The organism is Massilia sp. CT11-108 (assembly GCF_047302915.1).
GTDB lineage: Bacteria > Pseudomonadota > Gammaproteobacteria > Burkholderiales > Burkholderiaceae_D > Telluria > Telluria orientalis.
In genome coordinates this window covers 1-17,783 of sequence record NZ_JBKYMO010000066.1, presented here as the reverse complement: position 1 = coordinate 17,783, position 17,783 = coordinate 1, and the positions used below count along the sequence as shown (strand labels likewise).

Sequence of the window (17,783 nt, the reverse complement as noted above, 5' to 3'; positions counted from 1 at the left end):
CCCCCCCCGGGGGGGGGGGGGGCCCCCCCGCCCGGGGGCGCCGCCCCCCGGGGGGGCCCCCAACTCACCATACCCGTCTCCAAAACCCCCCTAAACCCCCCACCCGGCCCCCCCAAACCCGGGCCCCCGCTTTTTTTTCGCCCCTACTCTTACCCGTCGCCGGTAACTCGTGGTCGCTCGAGTTGTCAGGCGTTTTTTTGGTGATTCAATTTAACAATTAGTCGTCGAATGGATGGTGTATCAAAAAATCGATGATTCATGGATTGATGAGTTGGCGATTAGTTGGAAGAAGATAGCATCATATTGATGAGATATGAAGAATTTCGCTGAATTGGTCGTGTAGCAGTCGCATGCCGCATCATAAGGATGAGATAGAGATGAATTCAATGTAGTTGCTGAGTCATACTTGCAAAATAAGAGAAGTTCATGATTGGTCATTTTGTATGGATGAGTTGAGGTAACTTCGATCCTGTCGAATGGATGCGCCGCCAGAGGCGTCGACGCGCCGGCTGGCACCCCACCTCATCCAGAAATCCGGGTCGTGCGCAGTCAAAAAACGAGGGACGAAAAAAAACGCGGCCGCCGGTTGCCCGGGGCCGCGTTTCGAAGAATAACGAGCGGATTACTTGGCGTCGCCCAGCAGCGCCGGCTTGAGCGAGCGGTCGACGGGCTTGTCGCCCAGCCAGATGCGCAGGATCGCGTTGTAGAAGTTGACGTCAGGGATCGGGCCGCCCAGCTTTTTGCCGTTCAGCTCGGCCTGGGTGCCGGTGCCCGGGATCCAGTCCAGGTGCAGCACGTCGCCCTTCTTGAGGCCGTCGACGGACGCGAACAGCTCGCCCATCTTGCTGATCTGGGCCACGATGCGCTGTTTTTCCGCCTTGTCGATGTTCTCGTTCAGGCCATCCATGAAGGCCTTGCCGAAATCCTCGGACGAGATGTCGCGCGCCATCTGCAGGGTCACGCGGCGCGGGCCCTCTTCCTTCAGGATCTCGGCCGTGTTGTTCTTCTTCTCCGGCAGGTACAGGCCCGCCGCGTACACCTTGACGATGAATTTGGTGCGCATGCCGGCGCCGTTCAGTTTCAGGTCCTTGCCGGCGACCTTCGTCATGTCGTCGAACTTGTAGCCGTTCACGTCGACGACGGCGGCGATGGCCGGCAGGCTGGCGGCCAGGGTCAGAATGGCGCCTGCGAGCAAGCCCTTGATGGCAAATTTACGGGTAGTCATGGTTGTCTCCTTGGTGGGAAAGCTATCGTTGTAAACATCGTGGCCGCCGTTCAGGCCGCGGCCAGCGCCAGGGTAGGTTGGACATTCTGCAGCTTGAACACGCTGACGGCGCGCGCCAGGCGTTGCGCCTGTTCCTGCATCGATGCGGCTGCGGCTGCGGCCTGCTCGACGAGGGCGGCGTTCTGCCGGGTCGTCTCGTCCATCGCGACGATCGTCTGGCTGACCTGGGCGATCCCGGCGCTCTGCTCGAGGCTGGCAGCGCTGATTTCACCCATGATGTCGGTGACGCGGCGCACGCTTTCGACGACCTCTGCCATCGTCACGCCGGCCTGCTCGACGAGCGTGCTGCCTTCCTGCACCTTGTCCACGGAATCGCCGATCAGCAGCTTGATTTCCTTGGCGGCTGCGGCGGAGCGCTGCGCCAGGCTGCGCACTTCGGAGGCCACGACGGCAAAGCCGCGTCCCTGCTCGCCCGCGCGCGCGGCCTCGACCGCCGCATTCAGGGCGAGGATATTCGTCTGGAACGCGATACCGTCGATCACGCCGATGATGTCGACGATCTTTTTCGACGACGCCGTGATCGAGCCCATCGTCTCGATAACGTGCGCGACGACGGAACCGCCGCGCGCCGCCACTTCCGACGCCTGGGCCGCCAGTTGATTCGCCTGGCGCGCATTGTCCGCGTTCTGTTGCACGGTACCGGTCAGCGCCCACATCGAGCTCGACGTTTGCGCCAGGGACATAGCTTGGGATTCCGTGCGCGTCGACAGATCCTGGTTGCCGGTGGCAATTTCACCGGACGCGCAGGACATCGATTCCGTGCTCGTGCGCACCTCGCCGACGATGCGGATCAGGCTGGCGTTCATGTGGCGCAGCGCTTCCATCATCTGGCCTGCCTCGTCGCGGCTGTCGACGGCGATGTCGCTCGTGAGATCACCGTCGGCGACGCGGCGGGCGATCTCCACCACCTGGCCCAGCGGCCGCGTGATGCTGCGCGTGGCCAGCCACGCGACGCCCAGCGACAGCCCGGCCGCGACCGTCGTCAGCGCCAGAATGAGCATCTGCGTGCGCTGCGTGACGGCGGCCGTGTCGGCGCCGGCCTGGTGCATCGCGGCGTTTTGCCAGGCGACGAATTTGTCGAGTTGTTCGAAATAGCGGGTTTGCTGGGGGCGCAGCGAGAACATGAATTTCATCATCGCCTCGTCCTTGCGGTCTTCGTTGACGAGCTTGATGAATACCGTTTGCGCCGGCAGGAATTTGTTCTGGATGGTGGCCAGCGCTTTCAGGATGTCGGCGGCCTCGGCATCGCCCGTGCTCCTGGCCAGCTCGGCGACCTGGGCCGTGGCGCTGGCGCTTCTCGCTTCCGTGTTCGCCAGCTCTTTCTTGATCTGGTCCGGATCGGTCATGATGAGGACGTTGAGCATGCTGCGTGTCGCTTCGCTCACGTCTTCCTTGATGTGGTTGGCCGCGACGGTATTCGCGTAACGCACGTTGACCAGGGTCTCCATTTCCTTGTTCAGGCTGGCAATCCTGACATACGACAGCCCCGCCAGCAGCACCAGCAAGGCAATCACGACCCCGAACCCGATGGCCAGACGCTGGCCGATACTCATATTTCTAATCATTATTGTGAGTCTCTCCGTCCAAAAAAAAAGAATGGGCGTGCTAATTTTGCAAGATAAATATAGCACCGATGTGTTTGGCGAAATTAGAGACTCAAAACTATTTCAATGTTGCAAGAGCACAATCCCGGCCTCGGGAGACATGCCCGCGAACGAAGGCGCGGCTTTGTTGCGCACCAATGCAGTGCGCGGAAAGTGTTGTGTTTTGGAACGCGAATAATGATTGTATGCGTAATGAATGAATTTATTGCGCACGCAATCATTGGGTGAGGCGTAGCGGATGGCGGAGCACCAAAAGAAAAGCCGGCGCAGGCCGGCTTGTGCGATCAGGCCGCTTTGGCCTTGTCTGCGGTCAGGCGTTCGTATTTCGCCTGGAGCTGTTCGCGCGTTTCGCGCCATTCGGGATTGAACGGAATGCAGGCGACCGGGCACACCTGCTGGCATTGCGGCTCATCGAAATGGCCGACGCATTCCGTGCATTTATGCGGATCGATCTGGTAAAACTCCGCGCCCATCGAGATCGCGTCATTCGGGCACTCGGGCTCGCACACGTCGCAATTGATGCAGTCGTCGGTAATCAATAATGCCATGACTAATAAGACCTCAGGCTTTCGGTGCGGCCGCCATGTCGGCGATTTTCTTTTGCAGCCAGCGGTCGACCGAGGGGAACACGAATTTGGATACGTCGCCGCCCAGCATCGCGATCTCGCGCACGATGGTGCCGGAGATGAACTGGTACTGGTCGGACGGCGTCAGGAACAGGGTTTCGACGTCGGGCAGCAGATAGCGGTTCATGCCCGCCATCTGGAACTCGTATTCGAAGTCGGACACGGCGCGCAGGCCGCGCACGATCACCCGTGCATCGTGCTGGCGAACGAAATCCTTGAGCAGGCCGGAAAAACTTTCGACCTTCACGTTCGGATAATGGCCCAGCACTTCGTTGGCGATTTCCAGGCGCTCGGCGAGCGAGAAGAAGGGGCGCTTGTTCTTGCTGTCGGCGACCCCGACCACCAGGGTGTCGAACAGACCCGATGCGCGACGCACCAAATCCTCGTGGCCGCGCGTGAGCGGATCGAAAGTTCCTGGATAAACGGCTACAACCATTGCGGCTCCCTGGAGAATGCACCTGAATAGACGCGCATTATGCCTGAAATTTCGGCAACCGCCCGGGGAGGGGGCCCATTTTGCTTATTGTTTAAGCAGTTTTGCCCAGAAAAGCGGTGTTTTAACGCAACTTTAACAAATGGTAGTGCACCATCCCGGCCTTGTCGGCGCGGACCAGCTGCCAGGGCTGCAACCATTCGGGGACGTCCTCGGCCGCCTCATCCGTCTCCGGGAACGGCAGGCGCTCGCCCGATTCGGCATACGCGAGACCGCCTTCGTTCAGCAGTTGCGCGCAGAGCGGCAAGGCCTGGACCAGGAAATCCTGCTGGTAGGGCGGGTCGAGGAAGATCACGTCGAAGCGTTGGCCGCGCTGGGTGAAGTCGCGCGCCACGGCCAGGGCATCGGCGCGCAGGACGCGCACGTTGTCCGCCTTGAGCTTGTCCTTGACCAGTTCGAGCTGGCGCACGACGGGGCCGACGGTGTCGATCATCGTGACGGACCGCGCGCCGCGGCTGGCCGCCTCGAAACCGAGGGCGCCGCTGCCGGCGAACAGGTCGAGGCAGTCGGCGCGGTCCCAGTCGCCCGTCATCTGGTGATTGATCCAGTTGAAGACGGTTTCGCGGACGCGGTCGGGCGTGGGACGCAAGCCAAATGCGTCGAGAACGGGAAGCGGGGTGCGCTTCCAGGCGCCGCCGATGATGCGGACCTGCTGCGGCGGGCCCGGGCGGCGGGCGTAGGTAGGGGCGGACTTCTTTTTTTGCATGGGGCGGAATATAGCATCTTATTTCCCGCTAGCCAGGGCATTAAAGTCGTTGATCCAGCCCTGCATGCGTTTCTGCGCATGGGCTTTCTGGTCAGGCGTCGTCAGGCGGATCGCCGTCAGGATGAATTTCGACGTGTTGTCGACATAGGCGTCGAAGAATGCCTTGCGCTCCGGCGCATCCATGCGGTCGAACAAGTCGCGCAGCAGGTCGTGGATCGCCGCCATCGTCTGTTCCTTGTTCAGCTTGTCGCGCTGAATACGCTGCAGCAGCGCGATGATTTTTTTCTGGCGTAATACGCGTTCCTGCAGCCAGACCTCGTTGTCGAGTGGGCGTGCATCGGACGCCTTGCGGAGTGCCGTTTCCTGGTCGCGGCTGAAACTGCCGAACCATAATTCAAGCTGTTCCAGCGCCTTTTTATAGCGGGCTTTATGCTGGTCCTCGACGCTGCCGCTCATGAATTTCCTGCGGAAGTCTTCGTTATTTTTCGCGAACTTCTTTTCCATCTGCGCGATCTGGTCAGGCTTGATCGACATCGCCAGGTCGGCCAGATCCGGCAGCGCTTTAAAGGCCAGCAATTCCGTTCTCGCCTTGACGTCGCGGTAGTCGGACAGCAATTCGTCCTGCGTGACATTGCCGTCGCCGAGCTGGCGCTGCATCTTGGTCAGCAGGCCGGCGTAATCGCGCAGCTGCGTCGTGCGGTGCCACTGGAACAGCTTGTCGATATCTTTCTTGACCCAGTCGGACTGGTCGCTGTCGAGATCGAGATAGGCGTTCAACCACCAGTACAGCAGCGTGTCACCGTGGTTATAGGTGAACCGGATCGCGCTGCACGCACTCAGCAGCGCCACGAAGGCGATCAGGAACAGCATGCGTACCCGCAGGAACACGGTAGGGGGCGTGTTAAACTTTTTCATCTTTTTTAACTCGTTTTGAGAACGGCCTATGAACGTAGTCATCCTCGCCGCCGGCATGGGAAAGCGCATGCAATCCGCACTGCCGAAAGTCTTGCATCCACTGGCCGGCAAGCCGCTGTTGCAGCATGTTATCGATACGGCGCGCAGCCTGGACCCGAGTAAATTATGCGTGATTTACGGGCACGGCGGCGCAGCGGTGCCGAGTGCGGTTCAAGCCTGGTCGGGCCAGGGCGGCGTCGCGATCGACACGGCCCTGCAGGAACCGCAACTGGGCACCGGCCACGCCGTGATGCAGGCCCTGCCGCAGATTGACGAGAACGCACCGACGCTCGTCCTGTACGGCGACGTGCCGCTGACGACGGCCGCCTCGCTGCGCCGCCTGGTCGAAGCCGCCGGCGACGACAAGCTGGCGATCCTCACGGTCGAACAGGCGAACCCGTTCGGCCTCGGCCGTATCGTCCGTGAGAACGGCAACATCGTGCGCATCGTCGAAGAGAAGGATGCGAACGAAGCCGAGCGTGCCATCAAGGAAATCAACAGCGGCATCATGGTCATCCCCACCCGCCACCTGACGTCCTGGCTCGGCTCGCTGAAGAACAACAACGCCCAGGGCGAATATTACCTTACCGACATCGTCGCCCAGGCTGTCGCGGCCGGCGTACCCGTCGTGTCGGCCCAGCCGTCCGCCGAATGGGAAGTGGCTGGCGTGAACAGCAAGGTGCAACTGGCCGAGCTCGAGCGCCGTCACCAGCTGAACATCGCCATCGCCCTCCTCGAACAGGGCGTGACCCTGATGGATCCGGCGCGTATCGACGTGCGCGGCGAACTCGTCTGCGGACGCGACGTCACCATCGACGTCGGCTGCGTGTTCGAGGGCCGCGTGGTCATCGGCGACGGTGTGACGATCGGCGCCCACAGCGTGTTCGTGAACGCGACCGTCGCCGCGGGCGCCCAGATCAAGCCGTTCTGCCACCTGGAAGACGCCGTCGTGGGCGAAAAATCGGTCATCGGTCCGTATGCGCGCCTGCGCCCGGGCACCGAGCTGGGCGAGGACGTCCACGTGGGCAATTTCGTGGAGATCAAGAACAGCAAGGTGGCCGCGCACAGCAAGGCGAACCACCTTGCTTATGTGGGCGATGCCGACGTCGGTTCGCGCGTGAACATCGGCGCGGGCGCGATCACGTGCAATTACGATGGTGCCAATAAATTCCGCACGATCATCGAAGACGAAGCGTTCATCGGCAGCGACAGCCAGCTGGTGGCCCCGGTCACGGTCGGCAAGGGCGCGACGATCGGCGCCGGCACCACGCTGACCAAGAATGCGCCGGCCGGCAAGCTGACGATCTCGCGTCCGAAGCAGTTGACGATCGAGAACTGGACGCGTCCGGTCAAGGTCAAGAAATAAGCTTGTCCACCGCATACGCACAGGCAATCCACGGCATAAACACAGGGTAATCACAGCCTGGTCCACTGCCTGTGCACAGGGATGTCAACTGCCCGTCCACAACATCATCCACAAAGTCATCCACAGGCCGCCGCGTTGTCCCGGCGGGCCTGATCGTTTCAGAAACCCAGTGAAATGCGCAAGTGGCGGGAGATGGCGCCACTGGCTTGCCGATGCGCCAGGAATAAGCGCACAGAGTTATCCACAGGTCGTCAGACGCCGATACGCGTTTCGAACTTGCTTCGGAATGTGGAGAAGTAGGCTTTGACGTTGCGCACATTGCTGTGCGTGGTGAACAGGCGGTGCGCCAGGGCGTGATACGCCGGCATGTCGGCCACCTGCACGACGAGCACGAAATCCGGCCCGGGTGACACACGGTAGCACTGCAGCACGGCAGCCTCGTCCGCCACCACTTGCTCGAACTCCGCCATGCGGTCGGCGGCCTGCACGTCCAGCGTGATCTCGACGATGGCGGAGAGACGCGCGCCGACCTTGTCCGGCGCGACGATCGCAACTTGCCGCTCGATAACACCGTTCTCCCTGAGCTGTTTGACACGGCGCAGGCAAGTCGGCGGCGAGATGTGTACCAATTCCGCCAATTCCGCATTGGTCTGCGAAGCATCAACCTGCAGGATGTTCAGGATGCGACGATCCAGATCGTCCAGGTTTGGGTCCTCTTGCGCCATATAAGTAAAATCTTTCGAGAAAAATGAAAGGATATTTCATGTCGAATGTGTCGTGAAATTATCTATCAAAATGAGGTGCACTTAGAAAGCATATTTCGTTTCCTCTACTCTACAGTGCATGCATTCATCGATTTCGGAGGTTTCCCATGTGTGGCATCGTCGGCGCAGTCGCCCAACGCAACATCACCCCAGTGCTCATCGAAGGTCTGAAGCGTCTCGAATACCGCGGCTATGATTCCTGCGGCGTGGCGCTGCACGTGGACGGCCGCCTGGCGCGTTCGCGCAGCACGTCGCGCGTGGCCGATCTGGAAGCGCAAATCCAGGAAACCCACCTGCAAGGCTTCACGGGCATCGCCCACACCCGCTGGGCGACGCACGGCGCGCCGGCCACCAAGAACGCGCACCCGCACTTCTCGCCGAACAGCGACGACGCGCGCATCGCCCTCGTCCACAACGGCATCATCGAGAACCACGACGAACTGCGCGCCGAGCTGACCGGCCTGGGCTACGTGTTCCAGAGCCAGACCGACACCGAGGTCATCGCCCACCTGGTCGACCACATGTACAACGGCGACCTGTTCGACACCGTGCAGCAAGCCGTCAAGCGCCTGCACGGCGCCTACGCGATCGCCGTGTTCTGCCGCGAAGAGCCGCACCGCGTCGTGGCCGCCCGCCAGGGCTCGCCGCTGATCGTCGGCCTGGGCAAAGGCGAAAACTTCGTCGCCTCCGACGCGATGGCGCTGGCCGGCACCACCGACCAGATCATCTACCTGGAAGAAGGCGACGTCGTCGACCTGCAACTGGCCCGCTACTGGATCGTCGATGCCGAAGGCCGTCCGGCCGAGCGCGAAGTCAAGACCGTGCACGCCCACACCGGCGCCGCCGAGCTGGGCCCGTACCGCCACTACATGCAGAAGGAAATCTTCGAACAGCCGCGCGTCGTCGGCGACACGCTGGAAGGCGTGACGGGCATCATGCCGGAACTGTTCGGCGACCAGGCTTTCCGCGTGTTCAAGGAAATCGACCGCGTGCTGATCCTGGCCTGCGGCACCAGCTACTACGCGGGCCTGACGGCCAAGTACTGGATCGAGTCGGTGGCCAAGCTGCCAGTGAACGTCGAGATCGCCAGCGAATACCGCTACCGCGACAGCGTCCCGCACCCGAACACCCTCGTCGTGACGATCTCGCAGTCCGGCGAAACGGCCGACACGCTGGCCGCGCTGAAGCATGCGCGCAGCCTCGGCATGACGAACACGCTGACGATCTGCAACGTCTCCACGAGCGCAATGGTGCGCGAGTGCAAGCTGGCGTACATCACCCGCGCCGGCGTCGAAGTGGGCGTCGCGTCGACGAAGGCCTTCACGACCCAGCTGGCCGCACTGTTCCTGCTGACCCTGACCCTGGCCCAGGTGAATGGCCGTCTGACCGACGAGCAGGAAGCGAACTACCTGAAGCAGATGCGCCACCTGCCGGTCGCGCTGTCGTCCGTGCTGGCGCTGGAGCCGCAGGTGATCGCGTGGGCCGAGGAATTCGCCCGCAAGGAAAACGCCCTGTTCCTGGGCCGCGGCATCCACTACCCGATCGCCCTGGAAGGCGCGCTGAAGCTGAAGGAAATTTCATACATCCACGCCGAAGCCTACCCGGCCGGCGAACTGAAGCACGGCCCGCTGGCGCTGGTGACGGAAGAGATGCCGGTGGTGACGATCGCCCCGAACGACGCGCTGCTGGAAAAGCTGAAGTCGAACATGCAGGAAGTGCGCGCCCGCGGCGGCCAGCTGTACGTGTTCGCCGACGTCGACACCCAGATCACGTCGGGTGAAGGCGTGCACGTGATCCGCCTGCCGGAGCACTACGGCCTGCTGTCGCCGATCCTGCACGTGGCGGCACTGCAGCTGCTGGCGTATCACACGGCGCTGGCGCGTGGTACCGATGTGGATAAGCCGCGGAATCTGGCGAAGTCGGTGACGGTCGAGTAAGGTGTACGGCTGTAGATAGAAAAGCGTGAAGTGACTATCAAAGTGGATAACTTGGCGCTTACAAAGGAAGAAGAATCCTATTAATTTCGAATTTGGATAATTCTTCCTATGCTCCTGCTTCTGCTATCGATGACCACGGGAAATGAAAACACGCTCAGTTTAGCTCGAGCGTAGCTTATGGCGCTCGTTGGAAGGTCTAGCTTGGCCACAGCGTTTGTGTGAAGAGCAGCCGCGGCGTCAGCTCACCGATGGCAGCAAGATGCAGAGGGACAACGATCTAATCACGAGAGACTAAAATACAGCAAACACCACCTGTATACGTATAATTTAATTTGGTTATGATAACCGCATTCATGCAAGAACGCAGTTATACCAGCGAGTAATGTTGTCTCGTTACCGCTACGTGAATTAACCCGTATGCTATCAGGTATGCCCGGGGACATCGGAAAGATTACGCTACCGTATCTGCCTTCCGCATTCCCCGACGAACTTTTGGGAAGCTGGCTCTCACGGCTGGTTTACCTCAACGCCGAATCGTCGTTGAGTAAGTTTGCTCGGACATACAGCCTAGACGCCACCGTCAAATCCCCACTTGCCGATCCGGTGAACGGTGGCAGCTATGTTCACGCCCTATCGAATCTTTTAGGATTTGAGTATGACGATTTTGTAAGGACGTTTACAACAAAAGCGTACTGGGATGTATTTCAACCACTAACATTAGAATCCTTGTCGCATATTTCAGCGTGGCATGGCCGGGTTCGTTATTCAACAAAAATTTTACGCGTATGTCCAGCGTGCATAGATAATGACCTACTGAGTCAGGGGTGTCCTTACTTTCATCGTACCCACCAACTTCACAGCAAAGCCTGCCCAGCTCACGGATTAATGCTGCAAGAAAGCTGCGGAAGGTGTGGAATGCCTCTACGCTCATCTAACGAGGTAACGCTTATCCCGGCAAGATGCGAATGCGGCGCCGACGTGATTCTGAATCTGAAACGAGAAGTAGCAAACAAAGCCTGGATTGCCCTGGCCAAGTTTTCCGACCAGACATTAGCTGCTTCACCAGCAGATCTTGATATTCTTCATCTTGTACCTTACGTGCTTAGTTGCGTGACGAATGGAACGGACTTGTCCGTGCCAGTTAGTCTTAAGCGCGTTCTTACAGGTTACTATGGTATTGACGGCGTTGAATGGTTGTGTCGGCGACGGCAGAGTACTCAAGCTATCACGAATGCACCGATAAAAAATAAGCAGTGGACTAGAAATTTCGAGCCGCATTTAGCTGTCGCGGTGCTTGTTGCGTGTGGAATCTCTTTCGATGAAGCAAAGCATGAGGTAGCCTATCGAAAATCTGTGCCATTGTCAGAAAGACCTGTTCCTAAAATGAGTCGGGCGTCAGATAACGAACCCCGTCCAACGAGTCTCAGTGAGGCGAAGAAAATTGCCCAAGAATTTGGTCGCCATCGAAAGCAGCGCAGCGGTTTACGTACATTCAAACCTTACACCTATTGGATGCTCTACTTCCAAGACTGGACTTGGCTCTGGAACTGGGCACATGATAGAGAGATGAAATCGCTGCGGAAATGGAAAGAACCCCCTAGTATCGAGGAAGATAGAATAACGATTTGTGGTGGTTCGCCAGCAACGAAGCTGAATATGGCACGAGCGCGCGCCTATGCACGCGACCGGAGTTGGCTTGAGCTTCATAAGGAAACTCGTCGTCCAAAAATTGATCGAATAAGAAAAATTTTGCCAGCGCTCTCCACAGCGAGAACGCAGCATTTTGCGGATATCGGGCGGCCTACTAAGTGGACTCTAACCTTAGCGGCGAAACGCCTTCGCATTCCAATTGGAACCCTGCGGGGACTAGCTCGTCGCAACGGCTCCATTGCAGCGCTTGTGCCTGAGTCATCTCATGCTTTCTGTTTGAGATTAATTGAATGGGGAATAAAAACCTGCGTTCAACAAGGTGGTAATTTGACGCCTTCAAAGGTGCAAAGAGCTGCACTGTTATCCGGGAAGACATCGGTAAATTTCATTGCATCCGTAATTGAAAAGCGGACCTTTGAATAAGGTTGGCGAACAAATTTACCCATCTAAATTCGTACCCACGATGTTCGGTTGAGGATAAATCTTACCTGTGCTAGGGGCTGACGGTTTTTCAAAGCGATAGGTGGTAGAAAAGCCAATTGATTGCTCTTGCGGACAGGATTGCTAATATTTTATTCGCGGTTTCAATCGCAATCTTGGCGCGAGCTATTAAGGTAACTATTTCTTGGTGTTTCCCGTTCGCTTTCGAATTCCAGAGGCTCGCTGAATTCGCCATTCTGCAGGCGTTTTGTAGCCTCTGCTGGCAAGGTCGACCTCTGCGAGCGCGCGTCTGCGCTTGCAGAATGCCTCATCATCCTCGGCATGTTCAGCAATGGCTTGCTTAAGGATTGGAAGTTTCTCAATGTTTCGGCGTGAGCTTGCCTCCAAACCAGTGGCACGCAACAGTGAGGTAGCTGAGATTCGCCCCTTGATATGCGACGAATGTGTCCGCGCCGCCTCAGTAGTAACAGCCTCTGCGAGTGCTCGGTCTCGCTGTGGCCAATCCACTCTTGAACCACTACGTCGCTCAACGTTTCGCGGCTGCGCTGCAATATGAGCGATGAGCCAACCTCGGTCGTGTCGGTACAGCCATGCATAGGCAGCGCCTGCGATAACTCGAAGCTTTTTTATCCCTGCTATTGGATCTGAAGCTTGTGCGTTCAGCCACTGTGTACGGTAGCGCAGGAAATCCGCAGTGCGTTGCTGCATCTTACGCGCCTCGCGTAAAGCAGGAAATGTTCGCAGAATTCTATTCACCGACGATAAGGAGAGGCCCGTAACGGCAGCTACGCTAGCAAGGGTACTTCCATCTTCCAGCAGTTGCTTCACTTCGTCCAATTTTAAGTTTGTGATCGACTTGCGCCGCTCGGTAACAGGTATGCCTAGCGCTCGCCTCCATAGCACGACCGTAGTCGTGGATACGCCCAGTTCTAGTGCAACTTTTCGGCAAGTTAAAGCATGGTTGATAAGCATGTCATGAATTGCATTATTGTTTTGTCTGCTCTCCTTGTAGTCTCCCCGACCAGGGTAACAACTGGTCGGTTCTACCACCGCAGGCCGTACCGCGATCGAAACAAAATTGCGGACACTACTAAAGAGCAGACCGATGAGAAGCAAATGGCAGAGGGGATGCAGAGAACGGCTAGGTCGTCGACACAGATCGTATAGCCACCTCATTGGGAACCGTTCGGAGGACAGTAGGCGGTTCCTGAACGGCAACCCAACAAAGTCGCCGTACTCATATCGAATGGCGTTAGCGAGAGTAACCCAATCGACCCGTCCTTTAAGTAAAAAACCATGCTTTGCGAGACCTTGTAAGTAGGTCTGAGTCCTAGTTGAAGCACTAAGTCTCATGGGGGCAGTAACTAGTGCTTCGCTCGACAACACCGCAATTCTATGCAGGTGAGGATTCTCAATACGAATTGTGTGACCGAATGGTTCTACCCTCGCCGGCACGACGAGTTGCTGTCGGTGAGATTGACGACTCTGCAGTAAGTGCTGACATAAGGGTTCACCATGAACGGGACACATAAGCACCCCTGGAAGTTGGTGCATACGGTACAACACAACACAACCATTCTGATCCATACAGTTTTGGTCGCATGTCAAGCAACTACGTAGCATGGTTGATGCTCCGAAGCCATTAGCCACCATTCCCATCGCAAGCTTTAACCCATCCGCGCGATCTTCCTTCAACGCGTCAAGCGCTCTTTGATAACGCTCAGGCGGTAAGAACAGACCATAATAAGGAAATAGAGTGGCTGCGGTGGCAATAGCTTCTGGGGAGACGAATGGCCCCCATGCTGCGGTGTAATCAATGAAAGTGTTGAGTCTGCAAGGTATATCAGCGCTGGGGATACCGGTGCTAGAGCCGAAGAGCTCGGAGAGCGTTCGGCGAGGATTGTTCCGCGCGTTAAGGAAGTGAAGCCGCGATACCCATGAAAACAGCAGTTCTCCCTCGATGTATTTAGGCACGTATGGGAAGGAACACGGTTTCATGGTTGCTCCAAACGATCGGAAACTTTATCGAATCAGCGGGTTCTCTGTTGGTAAACTTATATAGCTTGTGCTTTTAGTAGATCGCTTTCTTCCTCTATTTAATTTTTCAGGAGCATGTGATGCACCCTCCGCCGGTACCTCTTGTAGCTCACTGAACTCGTCATCCGTCGGATTCGGCGTGTCGCTACCATCCGACCAAGCTATTAGCTTACGAAGCGAACGGCATCCCTCCTTGAACAAGAGGTCATCGAAGCTCTTGAGGAGGTGAGCTTGGCCGCTGAGCAATGCGCTAATTGCCGGTTCAAGAATTGCCATATCAATCTTCGACACACGGTCAAACGCGACGGCGTCGATAACCTCGCGTCCACCAATTTCGTTACGTTGCGCTAGCATGAACGCGAGGGCAGTAAAGGCCGGGTTGCCGGCACCTGCTTTGTGCCAAGCCTTGCGTATCTCCTTGCCGAGACTCACCGGATTCTTGACGAATTGATAGTCCCAGTAGATGTCACAAAAGGCATCAAATTCTGGGTCGCCATATTTCATCTGAACGAAATTAGATTCGCCGCCGGAATTGAGCTTACGCAGGTTGCGAACGTTCTCGTCGATGACCGATGCTAGCGCTGGCGTGCCTGCGACAACTAACGTGACACCTGCTCTTTCAATAATTTCGCTGAAAAGATTGAGAACAAACACGGCGTTCTTGCCCATCGCCGCCTTCAGGTTTTGGACCTCGTCGACAAAGATAACCCCGACTGAGGCTGCTGTCGCTACTTGAGCGATCAGCATCACCATACGTGCAACATTTCTTACGGCCACAGCTTGCCGACGGTAATCCGTGTTTCCTAGGATGTGATCCACCACCTCGAAAAATTGCAAGCACAGGCTTTTCAGTGTAGCGTCGTGCGACATCCGAATTCCGACCCACGGAATTTGACGGCAGACCAAAGGTTTACCTTGATATTCCTTGTGCTCAATGACGACTTGGTACGGCAGTGAAAACGCAGTAGCGAAAGTTGTCTTTCCGCTTCCGCTAATTCCAAGTAACGACTGCCCTCTGGCAGTCGAGGTCCAGTTGTTGGGGAAAGGAACGGCGCTCGATTCATTAAGCGCGATTGCGTGCCTCCGCTGGATGTCGTGAACTGATAATGGATGCCGCGCGACGTACGACTCCCGGATATTCATTGTAAGATTGGTGCCAGCACGTTTGTACTCGGCAAATGGATAGACGATCTCATTGATACATCCCACTTCCGCAGTTCGAACTAGTTCGCTCTTCTGGCGGTCCCTCTTAGTTGGCTTTTGCGGGTAATTCTTAAGCCTGTCGAGAATTCGGTCCTTGGACTTCTCCAAGCTCGGCAGCGCCTCTATAAAGGGGTTGCCGTCGAAACGACGGACGCCAGTAGGCTTGTAATCTGCAGGGATGCAGGTGTACGTGATCATTTTCGTACCTTTCTCTGGCGTTCAATAATCGCAATGCGTTCTCGCTTTTCGAGCTCATCCCAGGTTAACTGGGCCGGCACTGCAGCCGGTTCTTTTGATTTTGTGCCAAGAGGCACTGACTCAGTGATGGGCTTCCCGGTAAGAGCGCGCTTGATTTTCGCTGTCTCGGCCGTGCGCCTTGATGCGATATCCGCACTACTAGAGTGGATAGTGGTAACGTTTTGCTTGGGAGATCTGCGAGTTGGGTTTCCTGACCTCCTCTGGTTCTCGATGAACGCATCATTTCGTGTCGTTGCCAAAAGAAGCTGGTGGTCTTCCGCCAGATAGTCTTCCTCTTCCAAGGTAATCTCCTGTAGCTCCTGCAACCCAGCAGCATTCACTTCCCACAGCGGCCATTCGTCGTCGCCATTTGGGGCATAGAGTTCGACAGGATCTGAACGATCAATTTTTACAGCCACTTGCCGTCGCCTGGACGAGGATAGGCGAGCCTGGCGTTCGGCTGCGGCATTCATGGGCAGGTATTTTCGACCCCGACAGATCATTGCGCCATTTGCGAGGGTGGCCTTGTCAGTGCCTAGGAGAAGCCGTTGATAGTCTGCATCTTCCAACGGGGGACTCTCGATACCGGTGATATTTTCCAGTCCCCAGAGGTATGCATCACGAGGCGTTGGTCTTACCTGCGCGCGTCGAAGGATCGTGCGCTTTTCAAGATTGCTGTGAGGGCTGTTGTTGTGAGAGTCGATGATGTCGATCAGGACCCAATACACCTCGCGTAGCGTATGGACGGCGGCTGCCTTTGCTGCCTTGAACGCGCGCTTAGTCTTTGGATCCCCAGGGCGCTCAGCGAAAACGCCCTTAATTCCTCGCTGTGCCATCTTGCGCTTTAACTCACGATTTACGCGCTCAATGATTCCTTTCCCATCCGGACAGAAAGGCGGCAAGGTCTCTGTTTCGATGTGTAGACCACCGACTGCCGCATCAAGCATTGCATGAGAGATCATTTCGGAACCACGATCTACTACCAAGCGCGCGCAGACTTTACCTCGCGGCCAACGGTTTTCGTCGATGTTCACTCCAAGGTTTGTAAAGCGGCGCTTTCGCGAGGTAAACGCAATCAGCAAAGCGAAGCGGATTTCTTCCCAAGACGCTGGTCCCAGCGTGACATATGCGCTGACGATAAATCGACTCCACCGATCGATCACCAAATAGATGATTGGAGTACGAAGTACTTCACCGGGATTCTTACTGTCGACAAGGAAGATTCGGCCGCCAGTCGCGTCAATTTCATATACCTCGCCTGGCCCGGTGGCCAGCAAGGCTCCTTTCGCCGCCTTTCGGCCCTGCCCAGCAACGTTCTTCCTGGCGTCGCGGGACAGGGCTATGTTGCTATTAGTGATTGCACGGAACTGCCGCAGCGTGACCGGCAGAGGGCACTTCTTCGCGAGGTAGTCCGCATATCTGGTCGGGTGACGCTCGGAAAAGTAACTTTGGATGTATACCTGATGTGCTGCGGTTTGGGTCGTCGGCCCCTTTTTTGCAAGTGTCTCGATACAGTCAATCATGTCCGTGACGTCTTCGTCGGTTACAACAAAAGTGTTTGGCCCTAGTATTTTCGATTCGATGGGTTGCCGACCACGACGCTTGGGCTGGCGCACATCCTCACTAACGCCCGCCATTTCATCGATTAACCCAGGACGCTGGGGACCGACTTTACGCCCCTGTCGCAATGGCAGGAGGGCGTTCTTGACTCTGCCGAAATAGTAGTAACGAAGAAGTAGCCGGCGAAGTGAGACAGGACTGACGTTGAGTTCTTCTGCTCTTCGATTTATGAGTACGTTAAACGCCGAACGCGCAAGGTTTCGCTCGTCGTCAAATTGTTCGACCAGCGGTTCAATCGCGGAAAACGCACCCTTTATCGGATCCTGTTCGCTCTCAGCTACGGCAGGGTGGTCGAGGAACTGTTGAGGAAGTCTGTAGTGGTCTAATTTGCCCGGACACCTCGATAGGTGGACAATCCACCATCCGAGGAGTTTTACATGACAAGGCAGCGCCGAAAATTCGATACCAGTCTGAAGCTGGAAGTCGTCCGTATGATTAAAGAGCAGGGCTTGAGCGTCCAGCATGTTAGCGAGAGCATGAGCATCGGCCCGAGCGCGGTACGGCGCTGGGTAAAGCAATACGAGGATGAGCAGGCGGGGCAACCAGGCATCGGCAAGCCGCTCACGCCAGAGCAGCAGCGCATTCGTCAGCTTGAGCAGGAAAACCGTCAGCTGCGGGGGGACGTGGAGATATTAAAGAAGGCATCGGCCTTCTTTGCCCGCGAACTGAAATGAGTTACCGACTCATCGACGAGCTGCAAAAGAAGGCCCTCAGCGTTGCCCAGTGCTGCCGGGTGCTGGGAGTGAGCCGTTCTGGTTTTTACGAGGCCCGGCGACGTGCCGTCCAGCCCGCCGTGTGCAAGGCCAGCGTGCATGTGCGGGCCGCTTTCGCGGCAAGCCATCAAAGCTACGGCAGCCGCA

At 57.2% G+C, this 17,783-nt stretch carries 14 protein-coding genes and 2 pseudogenes; 6 read left to right on the top strand and 10 right to left on the bottom strand.

Annotated features, from left to right (window positions below):
* Window positions 1-622: 622 nt before the first annotated feature.
* From ACEN88_RS08450 to ACEN88_RS08425, 6 genes are all read right to left on the bottom strand, one after another.
* Window positions 623-1,225: a chalcone isomerase family protein gene (locus tag ACEN88_RS08450; protein WP_056133785.1), complete on the bottom strand. Its 603-nt coding sequence runs from the start codon at window positions 1,223-1,225 to the stop codon at window positions 623-625.
* A gap of 50 nt (window positions 1,226-1,275) precedes the next feature.
* Complete coding sequence (locus ACEN88_RS08445; RefSeq protein ID WP_413338706.1) at window positions 1,276-2,838, bottom strand: methyl-accepting chemotaxis protein; 1,563 nt, start codon at window positions 2,836-2,838, stop codon at window positions 1,276-1,278.
* Between the two features lie 335 nt (window positions 2,839-3,173).
* Window positions 3,174-3,437, bottom strand: a complete 264-nt coding sequence (locus tag ACEN88_RS08440) for a YfhL family 4Fe-4S dicluster ferredoxin (RefSeq protein WP_413338704.1) — start codon at window positions 3,435-3,437, stop codon at window positions 3,174-3,176.
* 13 nt (window positions 3,438-3,450) lie between these two features.
* Window positions 3,451-3,951 carry a pantetheine-phosphate adenylyltransferase gene (gene coaD, locus ACEN88_RS08435; RefSeq protein WP_036237176.1) on the bottom strand — a complete coding sequence of 167 codons (501 nt, stop codon included), beginning with the start codon at window positions 3,949-3,951 and terminating at the stop codon, window positions 3,451-3,453.
* Between the two features lie 121 nt (window positions 3,952-4,072).
* Window positions 4,073-4,714: a 16S rRNA (guanine(966)-N(2))-methyltransferase RsmD gene (gene rsmD, locus ACEN88_RS08430; protein WP_413338702.1), complete on the bottom strand. Its 642-nt coding sequence runs from the start codon at window positions 4,712-4,714 to the stop codon at window positions 4,073-4,075.
* Between the two features lie 18 nt (window positions 4,715-4,732).
* Window positions 4,733-5,629 carry a DUF6279 family lipoprotein gene (locus ACEN88_RS08425; protein WP_413338700.1) on the bottom strand — a complete coding sequence of 299 codons (897 nt, stop codon included), beginning with the start codon at window positions 5,627-5,629 and terminating at the stop codon, window positions 4,733-4,735.
* A gap of 28 nt (window positions 5,630-5,657) precedes the next feature.
* On the opposite strand from ACEN88_RS08425, the gene glmU reads away from it, so the two are divergent.
* Window positions 5,658-7,034, top strand: coding sequence for a bifunctional UDP-N-acetylglucosamine diphosphorylase/glucosamine-1-phosphate N-acetyltransferase GlmU (gene glmU, locus ACEN88_RS08420; protein ID WP_413338698.1), 1,377 nt, complete (start codon window positions 5,658-5,660; stop codon window positions 7,032-7,034).
* Between the two features lie 251 nt (window positions 7,035-7,285).
* Here the strand turns inward: glmU and ACEN88_RS08415 are convergent, their stop codons facing one another.
* Entirely contained in the window at window positions 7,286-7,759 is a 474-nt protein-coding gene (locus ACEN88_RS08415) for an Lrp/AsnC family transcriptional regulator (protein WP_413338696.1), read from the bottom strand.
* 146 nt (window positions 7,760-7,905) lie between these two features.
* On the opposite strand from ACEN88_RS08415, the gene glmS reads away from it, so the two are divergent.
* From glmS to ACEN88_RS08400, 3 genes and pseudogenes are all read left to right on the top strand, one after another.
* Window positions 7,906-9,735: a glutamine--fructose-6-phosphate transaminase (isomerizing) gene (gene glmS / locus ACEN88_RS08410; protein ID WP_413338694.1), complete on the top strand. Its 1,830-nt coding sequence runs from the start codon at window positions 7,906-7,908 to the stop codon at window positions 9,733-9,735.
* Window positions 9,736-10,152: 417 nt separating this feature from the next.
* A pseudogene (locus ACEN88_RS08405) lies at window positions 10,153-10,614 on the top strand (TniQ family protein); the annotation flags it as partial.
* Between the two features lie 99 nt (window positions 10,615-10,713).
* A complete protein-coding gene (locus tag ACEN88_RS08400; protein WP_413338710.1) occupies window positions 10,714-11,808 on the top strand; it encodes a hypothetical protein in 1,095 nt (364 codons plus the stop codon).
* 195 nt (window positions 11,809-12,003) lie between these two features.
* On the opposite strand, the gene ACEN88_RS08395 is transcribed toward ACEN88_RS08400, so the two are convergent.
* The 3 genes from ACEN88_RS08395 to ACEN88_RS08385 are packed head-to-tail and all read right to left on the bottom strand — an operon-like array spanning window position 12,004 to window position 17,387.
* Complete coding sequence (locus ACEN88_RS08395; RefSeq protein ID WP_413338692.1) at window positions 12,004-13,824, bottom strand: TnsD family Tn7-like transposition protein; 1,821 nt, start codon at window positions 13,822-13,824, stop codon at window positions 12,004-12,006.
* Between the two features lie 24 nt (window positions 13,825-13,848).
* Entirely contained in the window at window positions 13,849-15,264 is a 1,416-nt protein-coding gene (locus ACEN88_RS08390) for an ATP-binding protein (protein ID WP_413338690.1), read from the bottom strand.
* Window positions 15,261-17,387 carry a hypothetical protein gene (locus ACEN88_RS08385; RefSeq protein ID WP_413338708.1) on the bottom strand — a complete coding sequence of 709 codons (2,127 nt, stop codon included), beginning with the start codon at window positions 17,385-17,387 and terminating at the stop codon, window positions 15,261-15,263. Before ACEN88_RS08385 ends, ACEN88_RS08390 begins: the two co-directional genes overlap by 4 nt.
* On the opposite strand from ACEN88_RS08385, the gene ACEN88_RS08380 reads away from it, so the two are divergent.
* A complete protein-coding gene (locus tag ACEN88_RS08380; RefSeq protein WP_413338688.1) occupies window positions 17,301-17,597 on the top strand; it encodes a transposase in 297 nt (98 codons plus the stop codon). The two genes, ACEN88_RS08385 and ACEN88_RS08380, sit on opposite strands and share 87 nt — an antisense overlap.
* Window positions 17,594-17,783 (top strand): annotated as a pseudogene (locus tag ACEN88_RS08375) (IS3 family transposase); the annotation flags it as partial. The gene ACEN88_RS08380 and the pseudogene ACEN88_RS08375, both read left to right, overlap by 4 nt.